We start from the raw sequence: 22,999 nt of genomic DNA, 5'->3' as shown, positions 1-22,999 counted from the left end.
CGGCGCCGTCTCACGCCGATTGGTGCCGTTCCCACCACTGTTTGACGTACGGGCCGAAGATGAGGAGCACGATCAGGATGCTCAGCACCAGCGACAGCCATCGGCCGTACTCGAACGGATTGACGAAGATCATGAACGAGCCGTCCGAGAGCTGCATGGCGGTGTAGAGGTTCCCCTCGGCGATGTCACCGAGGACGACCCCAAGGACGAACGCGATCACCGAGTAGTTGTACCGGACCATGTAGAAGCCGATCACCCCGAAGACGATGATCGTCAGCACGTCGATCGGGTTCCCCCGCAGCGCGTACGTACCCAGGAACGAGAGCACGACGACCATGGGGATGATGTAGTTCGTGTCGATCTTTGTCAGGTAGCTGAGTCGGGTGACCATCGACAGCCCGACGATCAGGATAACCACGTTACCGACGAGCAACGCCAACAGCAGCGTATACGTCAACTGGAGTTCGCCCGAGGGATCGAACATGCTTGGCCCCGGTCTGAGGCCGTGCATAAGTAGGCCGCCGATGAGTACGGCAGTCGAGGAACTGCCCGGAATACCGAACGAAATTGCGGGCACGAGCGAGCCGGCAACGGTGCCGTTGTTGGACGCCTCCGAGGCGATTACACCGACCTCGTTTCCGGACCCGAACGAGTCGGGATCTTTCGACGAGCGGACCGCTTCGGTGTACGCGACGAAGTTCGACACCGTCGCACCCGCACCGGGGATCGCACCGACGATCAACCCGATGTTCGCGGACTTGAAGACCGTCACGGGATGTTTGAGCGTCGTTACGACTCCCTCCTTGATTCCCGCCTTGTCGATTTCGACGTCATCCTCTGCGATGCCGCCTTTCTGCCCGGCGAGTTTCATCATCTCCGCGATCGCGAACAACCCGATCAGCACTGCCACGAAGTCGATCCCGTCGTAGAGGTACAGCGATTCAGCGTACCGACGATCGAGCGAGATCGGTTGGGCGACGCCGACGGTCGTGACCAACAGCCCAGCAGCGCCAGCGAGCAGCCCCTTTGCAGCCGATCCCTTCGTGACGACGGTGATCATCGCCAACCCGAGGATCGCGACGAGGAACCGTTCCGGCGTCCCGACTGCGAGCACCATCTGGATCAGTCCCGGCGAGAACAGGATCAGCGCCGTGATGGTGAACAGTCCGGCGATTGCCGAGGCGGTGGCGGAAATCGCCAACGCCGTCGCCGCTCGCCCCTGCTTGGACATCGGATAGCCGTCGAACATTGTCGCTGCCGACGATGATACTCCGGGGGTGTTGATCAACACTGCCGCGATCGACCCACCGTACATCGACCCGCTGTAGACCCCGACGAGTAGGATAATGGCACTCGAGGCCTCCATCGGAAGCGTTAACGGCAGGATGATAGCCATACCGAGTGGCGGTCCGAGCCCCGGCAGGCCACCGACGATGATCCCGATGATGACGCCGGCGAGCAGCCAAATCATCGTCTCGGCAGTCAGTAGCATCTCGATCGCACCGACGAACGATTCCACCGTCATCCGAGCAGAACACCCCACTGCAGCAGCTCGATAGTGTGTGGGAACAGGTTAGTGTGCGGCGAGACGCTGAGCAGGTCGGCCGGTGTCGGCGGTTGCCACCCAGTGAGCCAGCCTCGAGCGACATCTCGTTCGACGAAATCGTAGAATGCCTGGGAGATCATGAAGCTAAGAACGACCATCGCGACCGCTTTGAGAACGTCCATTCGAACCCAAAGCGTCCAGAGCGCGACGAAAATTGGTGTTGCATAAAGCATCCCGATCGAAAACGTCAGCAACATGTACACCGTACAGAGCGCGCCAGTAACGATGGGGCCCCGCGGATCGTCGATTTCGTAGACGTACATCGCGGCCGATCCCTCGTCCTCCGATTCCGCCTCCTCGTCAGTCTCTGACTCGGATTCGTCTGCTGTGCGCTCCTCGATCGAGTCTGCGTCGGTCTCGGGTTCCTCCTCGAGCGTCGTATCGGCATCCTCGTCGGCCTGTTTCGGTTGGCTGTCGTCGCCACCCATCACCTGGACGGGTTCCGCAACGAACGACTCGACTGCGGCGCCGAATCGCTCGCGAAAAACGACGGCAACGACGAAAAGAACGGCGCCCGAAATCAGATAGAAGAGGCCGTCTCCGGTGTCAACGAATGCGCTCCCGCCCACGTAGGCGAAGTATCCACCCAAAAGAGCACCGGCGAGCGGTCCGACAACCGTCAGATAGTTTCGTGCGAGCAAGAGCACCGAAAACACGACCGTCGCGCCGGCCATGAGTTGCGGGAACCGTTGTGCGGCCGGAGCGAACTCGGATGCCCCCAGATACATGTACACACCAGTAATGAGGAACAACACCAGCAACACGTGTTCCATCGTCGGTCGTTCGCCCAACACTTTCTCACCGCCATCCGCCAGCGTGGTGAGGAGTGGGCGGAGACGATGACTGATCGCGTCTATCGGCGTGTGTTTCTGGTCCATGGTGGCTCTTGTTCGACGGCTCCGGTTTCGACTACGACGCGTTCGACACCGACGTCCCGTCTCCCTGATCGGGTCAAGAGTCGGCGTGTACGAACACGTCTGGCGTGTTGTTCAGCGTATGACATTTATAGTATCGAAAGTATATACGTTGTTGTGGTTCCCCCTGTTGGTCAGAACGGATTAGTATGGGTAGTGAGTGAGTTTCGGACGTCTTATTCGTCCTCTTCTGCCTCCTCAGCCATTCTCTGGAACTCGTCGAAGCCACCGATCGCTTCGTCAACGTTCTCTTCTATCGCGTCGACGCTTCCGACGTACTGTTCCGCAGCAGCGTCCATATCGCCGTACTCGACGATGTTTCCGGTCTCCTCCATCCACTCCTGGGTCTCTTCGTGTTCACACGCGTACTGAATCGCGTCGGAAATCTCCTGACGCTCGTCTTCCGGCGTGTCCGGCGGAGCAACCTGCACCTGGTAGAACTCCGTGATCCAGGCCAGACTGTCCCCGTAGTTGGTGATCGAGTCGATACCCGGGAACACGCCGTCGAGATCGATATCCATGAGGTTGACGACGGCGGATGCCTCGCCGGACTCCTCAGCCGAGACGGCAGACGTGTTCGTCGCGAAGCCAGCGCCGACCTCGTCGCTGATCACGGCTTCCTGAGTCGGTCCACCGCCATCGTACGGGACGGCGTTGTCGTACTCGAGGCCGTACTCGTCTCTGAGAAGCAGCGTCGTCAGGTGACTGTCGCTGCCGGCACCCTGGTAGCCGAAGCCGGAGATGTCGCCGTCTTCGTACGCGTCGCGAAGACCGTCGAAGCTCTCGATTTCGTACTCGTCGTTCACGATGAGCGTGTAGCCGAAGATCCCGGAGTAGGCGATCGGCTCGAAATCGTCCGGGTGCCAGTCGTCGATCTCCGAGGCTCGCCAGGTAAAACTCCATCCCGCAGGGTTTACCGTCCCGAAGACGCTCCCGTCGTTTTCCTGACCGTGGAGCCACTCGCTGCCGATCATACTACCGGCACCTTCCCGGTTTTCGATCTCGATGGAGCCGTCGAGTTCCTCTTCGGCCAGCGGTTGCATCTGACGGGCGTACGTGTCCGTTCCGCCACCTTCTCCCCACGGGATCATCCACGTGCGGGAGTCATCGTCACCGAGACAGCCTGCAAGGCCGGTCATTCCAATTACGCTCGCTGCACCAGCGGATTTGACGAAAGTTCGTCTGTCCATGCTAATAGCTTCCATGAATCAGTAATTGATAACCTTTTCGCCAGAGATCGTTCACGAACGGGAGAGATGATTCTGCAGTTATTATTGTTGTTAGACAGCTAATCAGTAGTCACATATGGTGTTCTATCCGAGAAACGGTTACATCTAACAAAAACTGTCCGTTGCCGCAAGACGAATACGTATATCACTTCGACGGTCCATTCCCCCGCATGGACGCACAGACGGCAAAGTCACGAGTACGGGAATCAATAGCCGCGAGAGAGGATGAGCTGCTCGAAACGCTCGAGGAACTCGTCGCCGCAAACTCCGTCACCGGAAACGAAAATTGTGGACAGGCCGTCATGCTCGAGGAGTTCGACAGACTCGGCCTCGAAGTCGACACGTGGGAGCCGGACGCCGACGCCCTGTCGGATCATCCGGGCTTCTTCCACACCTCCTCGTACGACGACCACGGCTACGAGGGCCGAGAGAACGCGGTGGCGACCGTCGACGGCGCGGGCGACGGTCCGACGCTCGCACTCTCGGGACATATCGACGTCGTACCTGCCGATCCGGAGTCGGCGTGGGAGTCGGACCCGTGGACGCTTCGCCGCGAGGGCGACGAGATATACGGCCGCGGCGTCTCGGACATGAAGGGCGGACTCGCCGCCATCCTCCTCGCCGTCGAGACCCTCGCCGACGAGGGCGTCGACCTCGCGGGCGACCTCTACGTCCAGAGCACGATCGAGGAGGAAGCCGGCGGCGTCGGCGGCCTCCTCTCGGTCTTAGAGCGCGGCTACGTTCCCGACGCGGCGATCATCCCGGAGCCCTTCGGCCTGCCGAACGTCGGCATCGCCAGCGCCGGCGTGATGTTCTTCGACGTGACGGTCCCCGGAAAGAAGGCCCACGCCGCGTGGGGCCACCAGGGTGTCAGCGCCTTCGACAAGGCGAGTCACGTCGCCGCGGCGCTGAACGAACTCAACGACGAGCGCCAGGCGAGCATCGACTTCCCGCCGGCCTACGGCGCGGATCCGTCGCTCGAGGGCCACGTCACCAACATCAACATCGGCGTGGTCGAGGGCGGCGACTGGCCGGCCTCGGTGCCCGCCGAAATGGTCATGAAAGGGCGCGTCGGCTGGCCGCCGGGCGAGAGCCGGGCCGACGTTCGCGAGGCGATCGAGGGGACGATTGAGGCCGCGGCCGAGGAGGACAAATGGCTCGCCGAGAACCCGCCGACCGTCGAGTGGACCGGCTGGAACGCCGCGCCACACGAGGTGGCCCGCGACGCCGATATCGTCGAGATCGTCAAGGGGAACGCCGAGTCCATCATCGGCGAGGAGGGCACCTTCGTCGGCGGCAACGCCGCCTTAGACGAGCGGTTCTATCAGCGCTACTACGACGTCCCCGTCGTCACGGCCGGCCCCTACGGCCCGAACCTCCACGGCGTCGACGAATATACGACGGTCACGTCGCTGCTCGAGACCGCCCAAACGCTCGCGACGTCGGCGATCGATTACTGCGGCGTCGCGGAATCGACATGACGACACGATGCAATGGGGTGGTCGAAACAGCGCTCAGCCGCCGAGCAGTGGTGAGTACGCGTACGAACTGATCACTATATAACCACTGAACGTCACTGCACATCCGATCGCAGGACGGCGTTGCAATCGGTGTGTGAATCGTTTCAGTTGTTATTATAGAAATACTATTAGTTCCAGATAATATCCGGAGCGCCGTGCGAGATACAGGATGCGTATATTGCAGAGTGCGAGTTATCTTCCGTCCGGGTGATAACTCGCCCGAGTTTTAAGAGAGAGTGTGTGCATATCTACCGTATGTCAAAGTTTCAGTCCCTACTGGGATTCCAAATGGACGACGCTGACATTGACAAAGTATTAACAGAGATGGGAATCGGGGTTCTCTCAATGAGTGCCGAGGGGGTGCCGTACGGTGTCCCGCTGTCTTTCGGATACGACGGGGACGACACGCTGTACTTCGTGTTTCTCGGCGCAAGCACCGACCTTCGGAAAGAAACGTATGCCGAACGGGCCAGCGTAGCGAGTTTTACGACCTTCGATGTCAATCCCGACGGATCCTGGCGGAGTGTGATCGTTGCCGGATCACTCGACCGAATCACGGTCGACGATTGGGATACCGCACGTGAGGCGATGGCTGACAACGCATACCAATCGAATCTTCTATCGAAGTACGAACTTCAGGAGAACCCAAATGTGTGGGAACTCAAAATTCAAGATCGGTCTGGCCGTGCTGTCGGCCAGCAGTGACTGCGTGTGTGCTGAACTCGGGGCGCGAATGTAGCAGGGGCCGAGACTCGGTCTGCAACGGAGTGTCCGGTCAGTACAGAGTCAGAATCGAACGCTCAGAACTCACCGCCGAGTTGCTCTACGGCAAGAACCAACTTGTAAAGAAGGTATGTTATCGCCAATCCGATTCCGATCCAGACCCACGTCACAGCGACTCCCATACTTTCGGTCAAGGCAGCACCCGAAAGTCCGATAGCGAAAGTGAGCGCTATTACAGCTATCACCAGTCCTCCATCAACGATGGATTCGCCAGTAGAGGGCATGTCTCGGCTATTCCAGGGTACTACAATCAATATTTCGAAATGTCACTTCATGTCCCGCTTGAACTGATCATTACGTTGAGCCGGTACTGAGCAGCAGAACTCAGCAAAATCGCCTTTGACAAACGAACCAGTCATGCTAAACTCACGCTCGATAGTCAGCAGGTAGAAACGAGTCCCCGACTGCTGTTTCGGACTAGACGTGGACGAACGTGTCGCCAGCCGTCTACCGGCAGAGACGGAACGCACGATCAGCCGGCCAAAGCGGGCGAAAGAGCGTCCTCGAGTCGGTCGAAACAAATCGAGCCAGCCGATTCAGGCGTCCTGCACCTGCCGCAACACGTCCGGCGCGTCCTCGAGCGCCGCGTCCAGATCCTCAACGTTCGGGCCGCCACCCTGCGCGAAATCCGGCGGGCCGCCACCGCCGCCGCCGACTCGAGACGCGAGTTCGCCAACGACCTCGCCGGCGTTGACGCCCGACTCGTCGGGCACCGCGACGACGAACTGGGCACCGCTCTCGCCGCTGCCGAGTACCGCAATTTTGTCCTCCTCGACGAGTGCGTTCGCGGTCGCACGTAGTTCACCCATATCGGCGTCGATGCGGTCGACGACCGCGGTCGTGTCGCCGACATCGATTTCCTCGCCGCCGCCTCCGCCGCCGGCTCGAGCCGCGGCGAGCTGTTCTTTCAGGTCCTCGATCTCCTTGCCGCGGCCCTTCCACTCCTCGAAGAACCGCTCGGCGGTCTCGGGGACGTCTTCGGGCGAGACGTCGAGGATCTCGGCGGCCCCGTAGAGGGCGTCCTCCGTGCGCTGGGTGGCCTCGAGTGCGGCCTCGCCCGCGGCGAAGGTGATGCGCTCGACGCCGTCCTGGACGCGCTCCGTGCTCAGGACTTTGATCGTCCCGATCTCGCCGGTGCGGGCGACGTGGGTACCACCGCAGGCCTGCGTGTCCTCGTCGACGTGGATCAGTCGGATCTGCTCGCCCGGCGGAATCCCGCCCTGGTAGAGGTCGAAGCCGTGTTCCGCCTCCGCGTCGTGGCGGTCGGGCCACTCCTGGGTGACCGAGGTGTTATCCATGACGATCTCGTTAGCCAGGGACTCGATCTGCTTGACGTCCTCGCGTGAGATGCGCGCGTAGTGGCGCATGTCGATCCGCGAACTGTCGACGCCCTTCTGGGCACCGGCCTGGCGGATGTGATCGCCCAGTATCTGCCGGGCCGCGTGGATGACAATATGGGTCGCCGTGTGGTGGCGCATCAGCTGTCGGCGGCGGGTCCCGTCGAGTTGCCCCTTGACGAACTCGCCTTTGCCGAGGCTCTCGTCGGTCCGGTGGAGGATAACGCCGTCTTCGGTCTGAACATCCTCGACCTCGACGGTTGCGTCGTCGGTCGAGAGCGTCCCCGTGTCTGCGGGCTGGCCCCCACCCTCGGGGTAGAACATCGTCTGGTCTAAGACGACGTCGAAACCCTCCTCGCGCTCGAAGACGTCCAGCACGACGGCCTCGAACTGGGTGCGCTGCTGGTCGTCGTAGTAGAGTTTCTCCGTCTCCGGGAGGTCCTCGAAGCGCTCGTCCTCCTCCTCGTCGGTCGCCTCGGCGGTCTCGGGCGTGTCGTGACGTTTCGCAACGAGACTGTAGAAGTCGTCCGGCACGTCGACCTCGGCACCGGCCTCGTCCGCGATCTCGGCGACCATATCGGGCTGGATCCCGTGGGAGTCGTAGAGTTCGATCAGTTCGTCGACCGGGATCGGCTCGCCCCTCTCCGCGTACTCCTCGGCCATCGCTTCGACCCGGCGACCGCCGCGCTCGAGCGTCTCGCGGTACTTCTCGACTTCGGTGCGGACGATATCGCGAATCGTGTCGCGGTTCTCGTACTCGAGTCGTTCGGCCTGCATGTCGACGAGTTCGTCCAGCGGCGCGTCGACGCCGACGGTGTCACAGAGCCGTTTCGTTCGGCGGAGGACCATCCGCGCTAGATAGCCCGTACCAACGTTCGAAGGGACGATACCGTCGCCAAGCATGTACGCGAGGGTTCGACAGTGGTCCGCGATGGCGTAGATGGACTCGAGGGGCTCCATCAGCGACGTCAATTCGTCGACGTCGACGTCGAGTTCGTCCGCGATTTCGCCGCGGGCGGTTTCCATGTCCTCGGCCTCGTCGATGTCCATGTGGCCCGCGAGCTTCGCGGCCCGGTGGAGGAGCGCCTCCTCCTCGTCGGTGTGCTCGAGGCCCGCGTTGTCCTTGAGGAACGCGATCATGTCGGGGTAGACCGCCTCGTAAACCGTCGGGGTGCCCTGGGAGACCCAGGTCCAGCGCTCTAACCCGTAGCCCGTGTCGACGATGTAGGTGTCCATCGGGCTGTAGCGGTTCCCGTCTTTCATCTCGTACTCGCCGTCGGCGTCCTGTTCCATCGACATGAAGACGAGGGTGGCGAGTTCGACGCCGCGGTAGATGACCTCGATGGCCGGACCGGCGTTGCCGCCGCCCACCCACGGGTCCTCGATGTAGATGACCTCGTTCAAGTCGACGCCGAAGGACTCGAAGAAGCCGTCGCAGAGTTCGACGGTCTTGTCCTTCCAGTAGACCTCGCCGTAGTAGGCGTACTCGTCCTCGTCGACATCCTCGCGCGTGTTGAACGCGTGGTGGGCCATCATCTCGAAGGCCATCGTGTGTCGGCCCGTCTTCCCAACGTTGTCGATATCCTGCATCCGGATGCAGGGCTGAGAGACCGTCAACGGGTTGGCCGGCGGCGGCGTCTCGCCGCTCGTCACCAGCGGCTGGAAGTCGTAGATCGACGCCTGCGTCAACAGGACATCGTCCCGCCAGCGGTTGGCCGCGACGGGATAGGGCTCGATCCGCTCGTGGTCGTGGCCCTCGAAGTACGAGAGAAAGGCCTCTCGCATCTCCTCGAGACTGTACTCCTCGTCGAAGCCGGGGTTCTCGATGAAGCCGTACTCCTCACACGGCGGCTCACCGCAGGTTTCCCGGTCGTGATCGCGCGTCCAAAAGTGCGCACCGCAGGAGGGACACTCCTTGCGCTCGAAGCCTTCCTCCTCGAAGTACTCGAGGCGGTACGCCTCCGCGAGTTCGCTCATTACACGTCTCTTCGCGAGCCAGCGCCTAAAACAGTTCCGCAACGGTCAGTCGCCGAATACCGGCCGACTGGGGTGGGTTGGGGTCTCGATCGACGACCCACCCGACGGCCAGTCATGTGAAGGGGAAGATATATATTCTGGGCATAATATTCGGTTAGCAAGTGCTATTCGAATGACGATTACGGACCGAACCGAACGAACACAGCTCCGGGGGTGAGACGATGCGAACGAGACGTTCGCTGCTCCGAACGGCTGTGGCGGCGGGTGCCGGCGCGCTCCTCGCGGTCGCCGCGTTGCCGTCGCCGCCCGACGCGACGCCGATCGACCGAACCGTCGAGGGATCTGAAACGCCGCCCGCGGTCGACGACTGGACGGACGGGACGATCACCGGCGAAACCGACACGCCGATGGTTCGGTACCAGTACCGGCCGATCGAGGACGGCGCGGACCCGAGCGAGTTCGACGCGTTCGTCGCGACGGCACCGATCAACGTCGTCCTCGTCCCGGACGACGAGGTCGACGGCGACGGACTCGAGCGCGTAATGGACGTTCTCGAGGACGAGGGCTGGTTCCGCGATCCCGAGGAGTACACCCGCTACGCCTGGGACCGACAGGAGTCTGTGTTCGTCCGCCAGCAGGCGACGGCCGCCGAGAGCTACTACGGAACCAGCGGCCGCCTCCACGTTCGGTGTTGGTCGTTCGAGGGAATCGTCTCGATGCAGGCCCACGAGGACACCGGCGCCCGACCCGAACACGGGATCGCCTCCTACGACCGCGGTCTCGAGGCCGTCGAATCGATCTTCGACGCCGCCGGCTGGGCCGTCGCCTCGGACGCCATCGACCTCGACAACGAGCAACGCGATTACGACGGAGTAGCATCCGTCATCACGGAGGACGCGTGAGCACCGACGACCGCTACGGATTCGGTCGCCGGCCCACCGTCGACGACGTCCTCGAGCACCCGCTGTTGGGGCTCGAGCGCAGTCGGACGAGAATCGCGATCGCCGGTTTGCTCGGCCTGACCGCGCTCTTTGCCGTCAGCTACGCCGGGTCGGCGGTTTCCATCGGCGGTACGCCGCTCGAGACGCTGACGACGCGATTCGACACGCTCACCAAACTCCTGATCGCGCTCGCGACGGCGACGATCACCATTCTCCCGTTCGTCTACGCGGTCTGGAACGGCGGCCCCCTGCTCTCCTTTGCGATGGCGCTCGTGCCGGTCTTCCTCGGCGACATCGCCGCGGGTCAGTACGTCCTCGGGGTCGACACGGTGATCGCGCTAACCGTCGGCGCCGCGGCCTGTGCGCTCGCGCTGTTCGCGACCGACGTCCGGCGGGCGGGCTCGCTTCGCCCCTGGAACGCCGCTCGGATCGACGCCGTCCACCTGCTGGTCGTCACGTTTGCCGTACTCGTCGCCGCCGCCGGCGTCGCCCAGTTCGTCGCTACCCAACCGCCGCGAAATCTCGAGTGGTACGCTCCCTTCAGCGTGCTCTGGCTCATCCCGATCGGAATCGTCGGCGCCTACTGGCAGGCCGCGATCCGAACGTCGATCGCAGTGCGGGCCGAAGAGATCGAACCCGATTCGTGATACGGTTCCGACAGTAATCGCCCCTCGAGACCGATCGAAATGCTCGACGCTCGACACCCCCGGTGCATTTTTATCAGGGTGGAGGGTCACGTCCACACAATAGCTGACCGGTTCCATGACCCATCCGCCGCGATCACAGCCGCGTACGGTGCTCTACATCGCCGAAGCGGCGGCTGCGGCTCGCGACGAGGCGGCCGCACTCGAGGACGTCGACTCGGGTCCCGACCGAACCGTCCAGGCGCTGTCGGCGAGCGCGATCGACCAGCTTCGGAGCTGGGCTCCCGAGGCCGACTGCGTCGTCTTCGCCGAGACGCCGACGACCGCGGCGGGGGCGAGCCTGCTCGAGGTCGTCGACGCCTGCGGACGGACGCCGCTGGTGCTCTTCTGCGAGCCGAGTTACGCGCCGGCGGCGGCGCGCTCGACCGACGGCATCGCCGGCTACGTGCGTCGGGATACGGACGACGCGATGGCCCACCTCGCCGACGAGATTGAGTGGGTGTGCCACGGCGCGGCCGGTGACAGCGACGAGACGCCGACGGGCGGAGCCGCGAACGAAACCGGAAGCACGGACGAGGAACCGCTCGCGCTCGAGCCCGTTCGGCCGACCGATCTCGACGGGACGAACGCCGACGACCGACCGCCCGACCCGACGCCGACGGACCCGCGAGCGGCCGTCGTCTCGAGCCTCGAGTCGCTGACCGAACTCGTCGACTGGCGCGACCGCGAGAGCGGGCGCGAACGGTGCTACGAGCTGCTCGTCGAGTTCGTGGCCGACGCCTGCGAGGCCGACTACTGCTGGCTTTCGACCGTCCACTTCGGCGAGTTCATCCCTCGAGCCGCGACGGACGCCGTTGCCGACGACGCGCTCGCGTCGACAGCACTCGAGGGACCAGCAGGCGACGCCTTCCGGACGGGTGAGCCGCTCCGAATCGACGACGTCGAGGATGCGGCCCTCGAGCCGCCGTTCGAGGACGCCGTCTCGGTGAGCGTCGCTCCCGTCGCCGACGTTGGCGTCGTCCAGATCGCCGACACCGAGCCGGACGCGTTCGACGAGACGACCGGCGAGATTCTCGCGGCGTGCTGTCGGTACGCGGCAGCGATCCTCGAGCGATCCGAGACGCGGACGCGACTGCACGCCGAGCGCGACCGACTGCGCCTCGAACGCGACCAACTCGAGGGCGAGCGCGAGCGGATCGAGGATAAACGTGACCGACTGGCAGACGAGCGCGATCGAATCGAAAACGAACGCGACCGACTCGCAGTCGACCGAAATCGACTGGACGCGGCGTTCAAGAGCCTCCCGGTTCCGGCGCTTCGATACGAACTGGTCGACGACCGAGCCGTCGTTCGCGCCGTCACCGACCGGTTCACGGATACGTTCGACGTCGATCGCGCGGCGGTCGTCGACAGCGGTATCGGCGATGCCGACGACGTCAGCAGTACCGACGGCACTGACCGCGAAACGACCGTTCCGCCCGGGCTCGAGGACCGAGCACCAACCCTGTTCGATGCGGTGCGTTCGATCGAACAGCGTCAGTTTGTCAGTCGCCGCGAGACGGTCGACGGCATCCGGACGTTCCGGCTCAGCGTCGCTCCGTGCTCGACCGCGGCGGATCGCGAATCGACCGACGACACCGTCGAGGCCGGCGACGATCTCGCGGAGGGCATCGTCGTCTACACCGACGTTACCGACACGAACCGGATGGAACGCGAACTCGCCGCCGTCGAACACCGCCTCGAGACGATCGCGCAACTCGTCGACGAGGACGTGCGGACGCCGTTGAACGTCGCTCGAGGCTACCTCGAACTCGCCGCGGAAACCGGCGACAGGGAGCACTTCGACGAGATCGACGACGCTCAAGAACGGCTGTTAGCGCTCGTCGAACAGTTGCTGACGATCGCCCGGCGAGACCACGTGCTCGTCGACACCGAGCCCGTTGCGCTCCACGACGTCGCCAGACGAGCCTGGGTCGTCGTCGAGACCGGCGATGCGCGCCTCGTGACCGAGGAGAACCTCGTCCTCGAGGCCAACAAGAACCGGGTCCAGGAGCTGTTCGAACACCTCTTTCGGGCGATCGTACACGGCGAGGAGACAACCGAACACGACGGCACCGGGCCGGAGTGGGATGCGGATGGGGGGACGATCGACGACGAAGCGGTCACCCGCATCACGGACGAACAGATCGTCGTCTCCGTCGGAACGGCCGACGACGGGTTCTACGTCACCGGTCGGTGGGACGGCGCTAACCGGACCATCACCGGGGTGAAGTCGGGAGCCGGTCTCGGCCGCCTGGCCACCTGCGACGGCGCCGGCTTCGAACTCGGTCCCGTCGAGCGGATCGCCGACGCTCACGGCTGGGATATCGGTATCGCCGAGGACGACGACCGCATCGCGTTCGCGTTTCGCGGGGTCGAGGACGACGTCGACGGCACCTGACGCCCGCGGGGTCGAGACGGCTGCTCAGGACTCGTTCTCGAGCGCCAGCGACGCCAGCATCGCCTCCAGCTGGAGCCGCTCGTTTGCGCCCTCCGTGATCCGGTAGTCGACCTCGCCGAGGCGCTCGAGCAGGCGAACCGTCGCCTGTTCGGGGATGTCGAACTCCCAGGCCGAACGGTGGAGCTGGTCGATGACGTCGCCGCCGGCCAGTCCGCGGTCCATCAGGAGATCCTCTAAGGCCGCGCGAGCGGCGGTGAAGTCCCCGTCGATGGCGTGTTCGACCATCGCTTCGACCTCCTCCGGCCGAGCGGTAGAGGTGATCGCGAAGACGGTCTCCTCGTCGACGGTCTCGCCCATCACGGCGGCCGCCTGCAGGCCGTTGATGGCCTTTCGCATGTCGCCGTCAGCTGCGTAGACAAGCGCGTCGACGCCGTCGTCGGTCACTTCGATGCCCTCGTTCGCCGCGATCTCGCGCACCTGCGCCTCGATCGCTTTCTCGGAGAGTTCGGTAAAGCGGAAGACCGCACAGCGAGACTGGATCGGGTCGATGATCTGACTCGAGTAGTTACACGAGAGGATAAAGCGCGTGTTGTTCGAGAACTGCTCCATCGTTCGGCGCAGCGCGGACTGGGCGTCAGAGGTCAGCGCGTCGGCCTCGTCGAGGAAGATGATTCGGTGGTTGTAGCCGCCGAACGACGAGCGCGCGAAGTCCTTGATCCGATCGCGCACGACGTCGATTCCGCGCTGGTCGGAGGCGTTTAGCTCGAGGAAGTTCTCCCGCCAGTCGTCGTCGTAGACTTCGCGGGCGATAGCCTGTGCAGCAGTGGTGTTGTGCATGACCGTTGGCACGTCGCCTGCGACGTAATTTCGCGTTCCCGGTACCGTAAGATCGTAGACGCGGCGTTCGTCCTGCACTCGTTCGATTTCCGTCACGCGGTCGAAGTACAGCGTGCCGCGGGAGAGTCGGTCGAGAGCAACTAGTTGTTCGACGACTTCCATCGAACACATCTTGTCGGCTACGTCGAGAATCTGATCAGCGACGGTCTCGAACCGCGGCAGCGACGCAAGGTCGTGATCGTTGTTCTCGACGAGGTTTCGAACATCCGTACCGAGCAACTCCGTTCCGTCCGCAATTCGATTGTCCGAGACGCCAAGGTCGTCGATCGCATCCCGCAGGGATTTTTGGACAGCGGCGGTATCCGGCGTTTCGGTGCGCGACTCGAGCGTCGCGAGCAACTCACCTGCGCGGCTCGCAGTCGGGGACCGACGTCCATCGGCGTATTCGAGTAGACGGTCCGTCCGAATTCCTGTCGTCGCTTCGACCGCCTTTCGTGCCTCGATCGGTTCCAATGCGTCTCGCTGGTCGACCCACGCCGTCGGCACGGCAGCCACCGATCGAATATCGGACCGGACCTGCTCGATGTCCTGTTTAACCCGTTGTGCGGCCTCGAGACGGTCAGACGCCGCTTCGAGAACGCGATCGATGTCCTCGAGATACGACTCCCGTCCGGGATTGTCGGGGTTCAAGCTATCCGTCACCAGGGGCTCCCTTTTCAGCGCGAGCGTTCGACAGAGGTCGCCGACAGCGGCCTGCGCGGGCATCGTGTCGTAATTCGGGTTCCCGGTACCCGCCGTAGAATCAGCGAGTCGATCACGTTTGTAATCGATAGTGAATCCGATCGCTTCCTCGAAGCGGGAGAGTGCGGAGACACCTGAGATATACAGCGTATGGTACTCTCGAACCGTCGCCGAGCCGTTCGTCGCTGCCTTCTCGACTCGTTTCCGTCGCGTCGGGATCCCGAACGAACCGAGCAGATACGAACAGAGCGTAATCAACAACTCGTCTTTCTGTGTCAGTTCGATCGTTCCCTGATCTGCGACATACGCCTCCGAGTCGAAGACAGCCTGTAGAAACGCCCTTCGAACGTCTTCTCGAGCGTGAACGAGCGTCGAACCGATCGCCGAGGGCGAATCGCTGAAGACGTCGAAGCAGGACTCGAGGAAATGGTGGAGCGACTTGGTTCTGAGCTCGACGTACGGAACGTCTTTCTGTACGCCGCAGGTGGTTTCGACGTCGAACAGTTGCTGGGCGATTCGCTCGAACGACGCGCAGAGCGAATCGTCGGTGTTGTAGAATTTAATACGGCCGTTTTCGATCCGTGCTTCACTGATCGCGAGACCGACGAACCGCGCCAGATCCGGCGTGAGTTCCCAGGGAGGTGTAATCGGGCTGGATCGCTTGTTGTACGACGTCACGTAGCTGACCGAGTCCACGTGAGATTGAAGTTCAGATTTCTCGACGTCGAGCGATCGGAGGTACGCGAGTGAGCAGGTCGTCGACGGCTTCTCGAGGTCGATCGAGACGGTACGCGCGTAATTCGCCGCAGTATCGCGAGCGATATCGTACTCGTCGGCAATCTCGTCGACCGTATATCCGCGACGAAGACAGCCGATTACCGTCTTCTTCTGGCCGACGTAGTTCGCTTCGGCCGGAATTTCGTGGCGTTCAGCGAACGCTTCCGAGACGGTGACGAACGTTCGCGCTCCGTCCATCGACGAGACCCAGTCGAGTGACGGGGCATTATCGTCGTCGATAACGGGCGCTTCCAGCGGTCGAACGATCCGTTCCTCACCGGAGAGCAATCCGGCCTCCCGCCATTCGAGGCCCGACTTGTCCGCTACGAGGAGTTTGTGTTCCGGCGTGACCGTAAATTCGTTTCCGTCGCGAGTCTCGATCGAAACGAGATCCGTCGCGTCCTTGGCGAAGACGTGTGAAGGAGCGACGTACTCGAACGAGCCGTCACTATCGAACGTCAGGATCTCGAGGTTCCCGTCGGGCTCGTCGAATCCCTCGACATCGCCTACAACGGACGAGATAGGGGTGACCCCTTCATTTGTCAACACCGGTGTCTCGCCGGTGACGCACTTCCCCGTACCCGCCGGACCCGCAAACATGAGGTGCGGCAGTTCGTCCTGCTCGACGTAGTTCTGTAGTCGCGGGACGATGTTCTCGTGGCCCTTGATCTCGTCGAGCCGTTCCGGCCGGTACTTCTCGATCCAGACTTCGGTCTTGCCCGGTGTCGGCTCCGCCGCCTCGGCGTCGGCCTCGCTCATACCGGGCCATAGCGTGGCCGAAAGATAAAACGACCGAACCCCGCCGTCGGTCGCGAGTCACGCGTCGAGTCCGCGGCAGCCGATGCGACCCCTTACTCCCGCCTGAGAACGGTCACCGGCCGATCGGACTCGAGGATTACGCCCTGAATGACGCTCCCGAACAGGATCTTCCCGGTCGCCGAACGGTCCCGTCCCGCCATCGCGATTGTGTCCGCGTCGACCTCGCGGGCGATGCGGACGATCTCGTCCGTCGGATCGCCGTGTTCGCGTCTGACCGTGACATCGATACCCCGCTCCTCGAGCGACTCGGCGACTTCGACGACGTGAGCCGGGAGGTCGGTCTCCTCGTAGAGATCGCTCGAGCGAACGACCCCCGCTTCGTCGGCCGCCTCGAACTCCTCGAAGACGCTGAGCAAGACGACCTCGACTGTCGACTCACTGTCGGGGAGGGCCGCGACGTAGTCGGCCGCCTCGAGGCTCCGATTGCTCTTGACCGGCATCAGAACCGTGTACATACGCGTATCGTCGATACGGTCACGTATAGGGATTCGGGAGTGAGGGCGTAGATCGGACGCGACGGGACTCGAATCGACTGGACGGTTGAGCAGGAGCACTCGATCACAACATCCGGAGACGATCACGGGCAGCGGACTGTACGCGAAAGTGGCTGTAGAGTGACGTGTTTATCTCGTTACCCGACGTATGTTAATATATGACATCTACCAGTCGCGTCCGGACAGTACTCGTCCTCGCCGTACTCGTCCTCGTCGTCGTCGGAACGGTTCCGGTGGCGGTCGCGGCCCAGTCGGAGAGCCGGAGCGGCGGCACGGTCGTCGTCGAAGCGGGAGAGACGGTCGACGAACTCGAGGCATTTGCGGGAACCGTGATCATCGAGGGCACCGTCACGGGCGACGTCAGCGCGGTCGCCGGCAGCGTCCAGATCGACGGCGCGGTCGGCGGCGACGTCGAAGCGGCCGCCGGCAGCGTTCAAATCGACGGCAGCGTCGACGGCGACGTCGAAGCGGCCGCCGGCAGCCTCGAGATAACCGACGAAGCGACTATCGGCGGCGACCTCTCGGTCGGCGCCGGCAGCGTCCTGATCGACGGGACGCTCGAGGGAGACGCGAAGATCGGGGCCGAAACGATCCAGCTCGGCGACGACGCGTCGATCGCGGGCGACCTGCGCTATGGCGGCAGTCTCGAGGGGAACACCGACGCCGTCGCCGGCGAGATCACGGAGGACTCCTCGATCGGGATCGACCTGACGGGAACGGCCGTTCCGATCGCGTCGTGGCTATTCTCGGCGTACGTCCTCGCGTTGAACCTGCTGCTCGGCGCCGCGCTGCTCGCGCTGTTTCCCCGATTCTCCGACGGGATCGCGGATCGGGTCGCGACCGATCCCCTGCGCGCCGGACTGACCGGGTTCGCACTCCTCGTCGGGATTCCCGTCCTCCTGGTCGCGGCGGCGATCACGGTCATCGGCATTCCGTTCGCCGTCGTCGGCGCGTTCGGATTCGCGCTTCTCATCTGGATCGGGATCATCTACGGCCGGTACGCCGTCGCCGCGTGGCTCCTCTCGCTGGTCGGCGTGGACAACCGCTGGCTCGCGCTCGTCGTCGGACTGGTCGCCGGCGCAGTGCTCGCACAGCTTCCCGTTCTCGGCGGCCTGCTCAACCTACTCGTCTTCCTGCTCGGTCTCGGCGCGCTCGGATTCGGGCTGTACGCCCACCGTCGGCAGGTCCGCGAACAGGAATCCCACGGCGAGAGCGGTCCCGGCGGACCGACGGCCGACTGAGGATACCGTCGTGACGGCTGACGACTGCGCCCGCTTCGCTCCAAGTGATCGTTACTGTGACCGTCCTCGAGGAGTCGACGGGTCGAGCGACGCGCTCAAGTCCGTTCCCTCGCAACGTCGTCCATGCGCGTCACCGTCGATGTCAAGGGCGAGGAGACACACGAGATCGATCTCGAGGCGGTGTCAGAAGCCGAACCGAACGACGGGACGGAAGCCGACGGAGCGACACCGACGTACCAGGAGCTACTGCGCGAGATCGGTCTCAGTCCCCACGAGGTGAGCGTCCTCGTCGACGGTCGGCCCGTTCCCGAGGATCAGCCCGTCGAGAGCGACCACGTAACGGTGTTGCGGTTGATCAAGGGCGGGTCGGGCGAAACTGGCGACAGGAACCGCTGAAAGCCCGAGCGTTTTGAGGGCGAGTCTCGTAGCCGGAGTCATGACTGGTGACGCCGCCGAACTAACACTCGAGAACGTCGGCCCGGGACCGGATCCGCTCACGCTGGCGGAGTTAGCGGTGCCGGTCGAACCGGCCGACCCCACGACGACCGAAGAGGCCGATACGGCTCACGAGTCCATCCTCCTGTTGCTCCACCGCGACCACCACGCCGGGCAGTGTCGCCGACAGATCCGAGCCGTCGCCGACCGTTACGACGAGTTCCGCGACCGTGGTTGTCAGGTCGTCTCAGTGGTCCCCGAACCCCGTGAGCGCGTCGAGCAGTGGCAAGCGCGCTACGATCTCCCGTTTCCGCTCTGTGCCGATCCGGAGGCGACCGCGGGCGACACCTTCGACCAACCGATTCGCCTCGGGGCACTCGGCGAACAGTTCGACGTCGTCGGCCGAATGCCGGTCGCGATCATCTTCGACATCGACGACGACGGAGCGATCGATATCGCCACTGCCTACCGCGGGCGGACGAATCTCGATCGGCCCGACATCGACGAGTTGTTGGCCACCATCGACCGACAAACGTAACGAATGGACGGCCACGTCCGCACCGCCACCGCCGACGACGCACTCGACGTGAGACGCATCCTCGACGCGGCCATGCTCGAGCCGGGCGACGTCGAAATCCGGATCGAGAACGCGGACGTGCTCGTCGCCGGCGATCATCGCGGCGGAACCGAAGCGAACGACGCCAGCGAACGAGTTCTCGGCACGGTCGTCCTCGAGTCCCGCGAGGAGGTCTACGGCGCGCACGTCTCGGCGATCGGCGTCCGCCGCCGTCACCGAGGAAAGGGCATCGGCCGCGCGCTGATGGAACGGGCGCTCGAGCGCGAGGGTCGGCTGACGGTCCGCTTCGACGACGGCGTCCGTCCGTTTTACGAGTCGCTCGGGTTCTCGATCGAGTCGATCGACGACCAGCGATACCGGGGCGTCACGGCACTCGACCGGTCGTAACGGCCGGTCGAATCGATCGTGGCCGTTCCTGTCGGTGCTGTCGGAGACGTAGCCGTCCGATTCGTCCGAGCGAAGCGTGCGACGGACGGCCGCAGGGTTATCCCCCTCGCACGCCTATACCGGAGGATGGCAGACGATAAGAAATCCCGAGACAAGCAGGCCGACGACGAGGAGCGACGCCAGCGAGAGCGAGAACTGCAGGAGGCGCGCGATCGCGACGACGAACTCGAGCCGACGGATCCCGAGCAGGACGAACAGTTCGAGGACCTCGACGACGCGCTCGAGGCACACGAGTACCCGACGACTGCCGACGACCTCCGCGGAGCCTACGGCGACCACGCAGTCGAAACGCAGGGCGGGTCGAGACCCCTCGAAGACATACTCGAGCCGGTCAACGACGAATCCTACGACTCCGCGGACGACGTTCGGAATCGGATACAGGGTCTGATTAACCGCTGAGAGAAGCGTTCTACCAACAGATTCCCGTCTCGAACTATCGGCGCTTCGCTCGCCTCTGTGCGTTCCCGCGTCGCGTGATCACGATCCCTATATTCTCCCTTGCAGGCGTGTTCCGGCGGAGCTTTATCGGACAGAGCGTGGTACGACCCTTCGCATGGCTCTCGGACGGATACTCAGCGGCGACCCATCGAAACGCTCCAAACTCTACCTCGTGATTGGCGGCCTCTCGCTCGTCAAAGCGATCGCGGTACGCAACGATCGGAACCGGTTCCGCCGGGAACTGGTCGACGCCGGCCTGTTCATCGGCGTCGGCATCGCGTTACGAAAGTACAGCCAGCTCAAGGATGAAAAGCGCGCGGAGATCGAATCGCAGGTCCCCGACTGGGCGATCTCCGCCGCGACCTCCCCGGCCGCGAAACAGGGCGTCCGAACCGTCGCAAAACGACGGCTCGGGAGCGAGCCCGAACCGGAACCGAGCCTTCGCGACCGGGCTCGAGGCGTCATCTCGAACTAGGTCGCCGACGACCGACGGCGGTCCGTTCTTCCGCAGCTCCAATCAGTGCGAAATTGGCTCGAGCGACGCCGTAAAGTGCCGTAACTCGCGGTTTTCGGGCTCGGAAATGACCTCGAGTCCCGACACCGCCTCCTGGTTCTCGAGAACGGTCGTGGCCGTCTCGACCACGTGCTCCAGGTGTTCCCGGTGGTAGGTGCGGCGCGGAATCGCGAGTCGAACCAGTTCCGGGCGATCGGTATCCGGGAACGCGAAACTGCCGAGTTCGACGCCGCGAACGCCGCCCTCCCGATACAGCGCACAGACCAGGGCCTGCCCCGGGAACTCCGCGGGCGGAACGTGCGGAAGCGCGCTCGCCGCGTCGAGATAGACGGCGTGACCGCCGGGCGGCGTGTAGATCGGGACGCCGGCATCCTCGAGCAGTTCGGCAAACGTTCGGACCTGCTCGAGGCGATCCGTGACGTAGGCCTCCTCGACGGCCTCCCGGAGCCCGACGGCCATCGCGGCGACGTCCCGGCCGGACATCCCGCCGTAGGTGGGAAAGCCCTCGTAGAGGATCGCTCGCTGTTTACAGCGCTCGAAGAGCGTCTCGTTGTCGGTCGCGACGAAGCCGCCGGCGTTCACCAGTCCGTCTTTCTTCCCGCTCATCACGAGCGCATCGGCGTAGCCGAGCTGTTCGCGAGCGATTTCGGCGGCCGTCGAGTCGGAAAACTCCGCCTCACGGTCCCTGACGAAGGCGGCGTTCTCGGCGAACCGGCAGGCGTCGATCACGAACGTCGCGCCGATCTCGTCCGCGAACTCGCGGACGCGGCGGGTGTTTTCGACGCTGACCGGCTGGCCCGCCGCCGAGTTGTTCGTGATCGTCGAGATCACTACGGGGACGCGTTCCGCACCCACTTCGTCGACGATCGACCAGGCACGGTCCAGCGAGAAGTTCCCCTTGAACGAGCCGTCGACCGTCAGGTCGTGGGCGCGGTCGACCGGACAGTCGACCGGATCGGCCCCCTGATTCGCGACGTGTGCGCGCGTCGTATCGAAGTGCGTGTTGTTGAGCGCGACATCGCCCTCGGAGAGGAGCGCGCCGTAGAGGACGTTCTCCGCGCCGCGTCCCTGGTGGGTCGGAACGACCCGTGAGAATCCCATGACATCTTGGACGGCGGACTCGAGTTCGTCGAAACTCCGCGATCCCGCGTAGGACTCGTCGCCGCGGAGCAACGCAGCCCACTGCTCGTCGCTCATCGCGCCGGTGCCGCTGTCGGTCAGCAGATCGACGAAGACCTCCTCGGCGGCGAGTTCGAAGACGTTGTAGCCGGCCTCCTCGAGCGCGCGCTCGCGGCGCTCGCGCGAAGGAAGGTGAATCCGCTCGACCACTTTCGACTTGTAGGCAACCATACCCACTCAACGCCGCCGCGCGTGTTCAGTCTAGCTGGAATCTCGTGTTCGTTGCCGACTCGAACCGTCCGCTCTCGGACGGCTCGGTGCATCGATGGACGGAGTCGACGACTCGAGCGGCGATGGAACCGGCGAAGACGACGGCAGAGTCGACGATCCGAACGGTGACAGGGCTCGCAACGGTGACGAACGGACTCGCGTTCGCCGCTCGGAGACAGGAGGTCAGCGGGCGTCGGCTTCGAGACCGCCAAACGCGTCGTCGGTGACCCGCGTCGGCGTCGGCTCGGGACCGACGAGTTCCAACTCGTCCGCGGGTTCGGATCGAACGGTGAGTTTCGTGGTCGAATCGGCGGTTTCGGCCGTTCGCTCGGCGTCGGTGGTGTCCGCCGCCTCGAGACCGTCGTCGGTGTCGGTTCCGTCCTCGAACGACGAGTCGCCCGCGACGAGTTCGCCGAGTTCGGCCGCCGCCGACTCGATCACGTCGCCGTCGTCTCGGACGGTCACGTCGGAGTCGCCGACGAACTCGAATCCGAGGTCGTGGGTGTCGGGTGCGGGTTCGTTAAGGTCGGCACTCTCGGGTTCGGTATCGGTCCCGCTCGCCGAGTTCGCCGTCTCGACATCCGCGAGTCCGGCGAACAGTTCGGCCGCCGTCGTATCGTCGACGTCGAGTTGGTCGTCTGGGACCGTATCGTGGGCGCCGCCGCTCTCCTCGAGGTCGTCCGGCGATTCCACGCCGAACTCGGCGAGAACCGCGTCGGGATCGGGCTCTACGTCCGCGAACACTTCCGTACCAGTCGAGTCGGTGGTCATGACAAGAGCTGTTACACTCATGACTTTCGTTACGAGGGCGTTACCGGCGGTTCATGGACCGGTTACCGGAGCGACTCGAGGCGAAATGGGGCCGTCGGGTCTCGATCGAGCAAGTACAATTCGAAGGA

Annotated in this window: 20 protein-coding genes; 11 read left to right on the top strand and 9 right to left on the bottom strand. The window is 63.8% G+C overall.

Annotation, left to right across the window (positions count from 1 at the left end):
* Nucleotides 1-10 precede the first annotated feature (10 nt).
* From NATTI_RS0107970 to NATTI_RS0107960, 3 genes are all read right to left on the bottom strand, one after another.
* Complete coding sequence (locus tag NATTI_RS0107970; protein WP_006092781.1) at nucleotides 11-1,525, bottom strand: tripartite tricarboxylate transporter permease; 1,515 nt, start codon at nucleotides 1,523-1,525, stop codon at nucleotides 11-13.
* The gene (locus NATTI_RS0107965; RefSeq protein ID WP_006092782.1) at nucleotides 1,522-2,484 is read right to left on the bottom strand and encodes a hypothetical protein; all 963 of its coding nucleotides are present in this window, start codon (nucleotides 2,482-2,484) and stop codon (nucleotides 1,522-1,524) included. The genes NATTI_RS0107970 and NATTI_RS0107965 overlap by 4 nt, the downstream gene beginning before the upstream one ends.
* Nucleotides 2,485-2,696: 212 nt before the next feature.
* Nucleotides 2,697-3,710, bottom strand: a complete 1,014-nt coding sequence (locus tag NATTI_RS0107960) for a Bug family tripartite tricarboxylate transporter substrate binding protein (protein ID WP_027119096.1) — start codon at nucleotides 3,708-3,710, stop codon at nucleotides 2,697-2,699.
* Between the two features lie 209 nt (nucleotides 3,711-3,919).
* Here NATTI_RS0107960 and NATTI_RS0107955 point away from each other — a divergent pair, with 209 nt between their 5' ends.
* Entirely contained in the window at nucleotides 3,920-5,230 is a 1,311-nt protein-coding gene (locus NATTI_RS0107955) for an ArgE/DapE family deacylase (protein ID WP_006092784.1), read from the top strand.
* A 294-nt stretch (nucleotides 5,231-5,524) separates the two neighbouring features.
* Complete coding sequence (locus tag NATTI_RS0107950; protein WP_006092785.1) at nucleotides 5,525-5,974, top strand: pyridoxamine 5'-phosphate oxidase family protein; 450 nt, start codon at nucleotides 5,525-5,527, stop codon at nucleotides 5,972-5,974.
* A 95-nt stretch (nucleotides 5,975-6,069) separates the two neighbouring features.
* Here the strand turns inward: NATTI_RS0107950 and NATTI_RS0107945 are convergent, their stop codons facing one another.
* Nucleotides 6,070-6,276 carry a hypothetical protein gene (locus NATTI_RS0107945; protein ID WP_006092786.1) on the bottom strand — a complete coding sequence of 69 codons (207 nt, stop codon included), beginning with the start codon at nucleotides 6,274-6,276 and terminating at the stop codon, nucleotides 6,070-6,072.
* A gap of 312 nt (nucleotides 6,277-6,588) precedes the next feature.
* A complete protein-coding gene (alaS, locus tag NATTI_RS0107940; protein WP_006092787.1) occupies nucleotides 6,589-9,366 on the bottom strand; it encodes an alanine--tRNA ligase in 2,778 nt (925 codons plus the stop codon).
* 221 nt (nucleotides 9,367-9,587) lie between these two features.
* On the opposite strand from alaS, the gene NATTI_RS0107935 reads away from it, so the two are divergent.
* The 3 genes from NATTI_RS0107935 to NATTI_RS0107925 all read left to right on the top strand — a co-directional run bounded on the left by NATTI_RS0107935 (nucleotide 9,588) and on the right by NATTI_RS0107925 (nucleotide 13,391).
* Nucleotides 9,588-10,268: a hypothetical protein gene (locus NATTI_RS0107935; protein WP_006092788.1), complete on the top strand. Its 681-nt coding sequence runs from the start codon at nucleotides 9,588-9,590 to the stop codon at nucleotides 10,266-10,268.
* On the top strand, nucleotides 10,265-10,954 hold the full coding sequence (locus NATTI_RS0107930; protein WP_006092789.1) for a hypothetical protein: 690 nt from the start codon (nucleotides 10,265-10,267) through the stop codon (nucleotides 10,952-10,954). Before NATTI_RS0107935 ends, NATTI_RS0107930 begins: the two co-directional genes overlap by 4 nt.
* Before the next feature lie 115 nt (nucleotides 10,955-11,069).
* Nucleotides 11,070-13,391 (top strand): GAF domain-containing sensor histidine kinase, encoded by a 2,322-nt coding sequence (locus NATTI_RS0107925; protein WP_019991734.1) that lies wholly within the window; start codon nucleotides 11,070-11,072, stop codon nucleotides 13,389-13,391.
* Nucleotides 13,392-13,415: 24 nt separating this feature from the next.
* Here NATTI_RS0107925 and NATTI_RS0107920 read toward each other — a convergent pair whose 3' ends face one another.
* Nucleotides 13,416-16,505, bottom strand: coding sequence for a replication factor C small subunit (locus NATTI_RS0107920; RefSeq protein WP_006092791.1), 3,090 nt, complete (start codon nucleotides 16,503-16,505; stop codon nucleotides 13,416-13,418).
* 92 nt (nucleotides 16,506-16,597) lie between these two features.
* Complete coding sequence (locus NATTI_RS0107915; RefSeq protein WP_006092792.1) at nucleotides 16,598-17,020, bottom strand: universal stress protein; 423 nt, start codon at nucleotides 17,018-17,020, stop codon at nucleotides 16,598-16,600.
* Between the two features lie 197 nt (nucleotides 17,021-17,217).
* Between NATTI_RS0107915 and NATTI_RS0107910 the strand changes: the two genes are divergently transcribed.
* The 6 genes from NATTI_RS0107910 (at nucleotide 17,218) to NATTI_RS0107885 (ending at nucleotide 20,672) form a co-directional block, all read left to right on the top strand.
* Nucleotides 17,218-18,300: a polymer-forming cytoskeletal protein gene (locus tag NATTI_RS0107910; protein ID WP_006092793.1), complete on the top strand. Its 1,083-nt coding sequence runs from the start codon at nucleotides 17,218-17,220 to the stop codon at nucleotides 18,298-18,300.
* Nucleotides 18,301-18,423: 123 nt separating this feature from the next.
* Nucleotides 18,424-18,696, top strand: coding sequence for a ubiquitin-like small modifier protein SAMP2 (samp2, locus tag NATTI_RS0107905; protein ID WP_006092794.1), 273 nt, complete (start codon nucleotides 18,424-18,426; stop codon nucleotides 18,694-18,696).
* A gap of 40 nt (nucleotides 18,697-18,736) precedes the next feature.
* Nucleotides 18,737-19,273: a redoxin domain-containing protein gene (locus NATTI_RS0107900; protein WP_006092795.1), complete on the top strand. Its 537-nt coding sequence runs from the start codon at nucleotides 18,737-18,739 to the stop codon at nucleotides 19,271-19,273.
* A 3-nt stretch (nucleotides 19,274-19,276) separates the two neighbouring features.
* Entirely contained in the window at nucleotides 19,277-19,699 is a 423-nt protein-coding gene (locus NATTI_RS0107895; RefSeq protein ID WP_006092796.1) for a GNAT family N-acetyltransferase, read from the top strand.
* 126 nt (nucleotides 19,700-19,825) lie between these two features.
* Nucleotides 19,826-20,158, top strand: coding sequence for a DUF5789 family protein (locus tag NATTI_RS0107890; RefSeq protein ID WP_006092797.1), 333 nt, complete (start codon nucleotides 19,826-19,828; stop codon nucleotides 20,156-20,158).
* 154 nt (nucleotides 20,159-20,312) lie between these two features.
* On the top strand, nucleotides 20,313-20,672 hold the full coding sequence (locus NATTI_RS0107885; RefSeq protein WP_006092798.1) for a hypothetical protein: 360 nt from the start codon (nucleotides 20,313-20,315) through the stop codon (nucleotides 20,670-20,672).
* Between the two features lie 42 nt (nucleotides 20,673-20,714).
* Here the strand turns inward: NATTI_RS0107885 and NATTI_RS0107880 are convergent, their stop codons facing one another.
* Both NATTI_RS0107880 and NATTI_RS0107875 read right to left on the bottom strand, forming a co-directional pair.
* Nucleotides 20,715-22,061 carry a tryptophanase gene (locus NATTI_RS0107880; RefSeq protein WP_006092799.1) on the bottom strand — a complete coding sequence of 449 codons (1,347 nt, stop codon included), beginning with the start codon at nucleotides 22,059-22,061 and terminating at the stop codon, nucleotides 20,715-20,717.
* 222 nt (nucleotides 22,062-22,283) lie between these two features.
* A complete protein-coding gene (locus tag NATTI_RS0107875; protein ID WP_006092800.1) occupies nucleotides 22,284-22,871 on the bottom strand; it encodes a hypothetical protein in 588 nt (195 codons plus the stop codon).
* Between the last annotated feature and the right edge of the window lie 128 nt (nucleotides 22,872-22,999).

The organism is Natronorubrum tibetense GA33 (assembly GCF_000383975.1).
Classification (GTDB): Archaea; Halobacteriota; Halobacteria; order Halobacteriales; family Natrialbaceae; genus Natronorubrum; species Natronorubrum tibetense.
Note: the sequence above shows the minus strand (reverse complement) of the source record. Positions and strands in the feature narration are given on the sequence as shown.

What these genes read in the sequence shown, in the direction of transcription:
- NATTI_RS0107970 (WP_006092781.1), bottom strand. Translation starts at nt 1,525, where the DNA reads ATGACGGTGGAATCGTTCGTCGGTGCGATCGAGATGCTACTGACTGCC.
- NATTI_RS0107965 (WP_006092782.1), bottom strand. Translation starts at nt 2,484, where the DNA reads ATGGACCAGAAACACACGCCGATAGACGCGATCAGTCATCGTCTCCGC.
- NATTI_RS0107960 (WP_027119096.1), bottom strand. Translation starts at nt 3,710, where the DNA reads ATGGACAGACGAACTTTCGTCAAATCCGCTGGTGCAGCGAGCGTAATT.
- NATTI_RS0107955 (WP_006092784.1), top strand. Translation starts at nt 3,920, where the DNA reads ATGGACGCACAGACGGCAAAGTCACGAGTACGGGAATCAATAGCCGCG.
- NATTI_RS0107950 (WP_006092785.1), top strand. Translation starts at nt 5,525, where the DNA reads ATGTCAAAGTTTCAGTCCCTACTGGGATTCCAAATGGACGACGCTGAC.
- NATTI_RS0107945 (WP_006092786.1), bottom strand. Translation starts at nt 6,276, where the DNA reads ATGCCCTCTACTGGCGAATCCATCGTTGATGGAGGACTGGTGATAGCT.
- alaS (WP_006092787.1), bottom strand. Translation starts at nt 9,366, where the DNA reads ATGAGCGAACTCGCGGAGGCGTACCGCCTCGAGTACTTCGAGGAGGAA.
- NATTI_RS0107935 (WP_006092788.1), top strand. Translation starts at nt 9,588, where the DNA reads ATGCGAACGAGACGTTCGCTGCTCCGAACGGCTGTGGCGGCGGGTGCC.
- NATTI_RS0107925 (WP_019991734.1), top strand. Translation starts at nt 11,070, where the DNA reads ATGACCCATCCGCCGCGATCACAGCCGCGTACGGTGCTCTACATCGCC.
- NATTI_RS0107920 (WP_006092791.1), bottom strand. Translation starts at nt 16,505, where the DNA reads ATGAGCGAGGCCGACGCCGAGGCGGCGGAGCCGACACCGGGCAAGACC.
- NATTI_RS0107915 (WP_006092792.1), bottom strand. Translation starts at nt 17,020, where the DNA reads ATGTACACGGTTCTGATGCCGGTCAAGAGCAATCGGAGCCTCGAGGCG.
- NATTI_RS0107910 (WP_006092793.1), top strand. Translation starts at nt 17,218, where the DNA reads ATGACATCTACCAGTCGCGTCCGGACAGTACTCGTCCTCGCCGTACTC.
- samp2 (WP_006092794.1), top strand. Translation starts at nt 18,424, where the DNA reads ATGCGCGTCACCGTCGATGTCAAGGGCGAGGAGACACACGAGATCGAT.
- NATTI_RS0107900 (WP_006092795.1), top strand. Translation starts at nt 18,737, where the DNA reads ATGACTGGTGACGCCGCCGAACTAACACTCGAGAACGTCGGCCCGGGA.
- NATTI_RS0107895 (WP_006092796.1), top strand. Translation starts at nt 19,277, where the DNA reads ATGGACGGCCACGTCCGCACCGCCACCGCCGACGACGCACTCGACGTG.
- NATTI_RS0107890 (WP_006092797.1), top strand. Translation starts at nt 19,826, where the DNA reads ATGGCAGACGATAAGAAATCCCGAGACAAGCAGGCCGACGACGAGGAG.
- NATTI_RS0107885 (WP_006092798.1), top strand. Translation starts at nt 20,313, where the DNA reads ATGGCTCTCGGACGGATACTCAGCGGCGACCCATCGAAACGCTCCAAA.
- NATTI_RS0107880 (WP_006092799.1), bottom strand. Translation starts at nt 22,061, where the DNA reads ATGGTTGCCTACAAGTCGAAAGTGGTCGAGCGGATTCACCTTCCTTCG.
- NATTI_RS0107875 (WP_006092800.1), bottom strand. Translation starts at nt 22,871, where the DNA reads ATGACCACCGACTCGACTGGTACGGAAGTGTTCGCGGACGTAGAGCCC.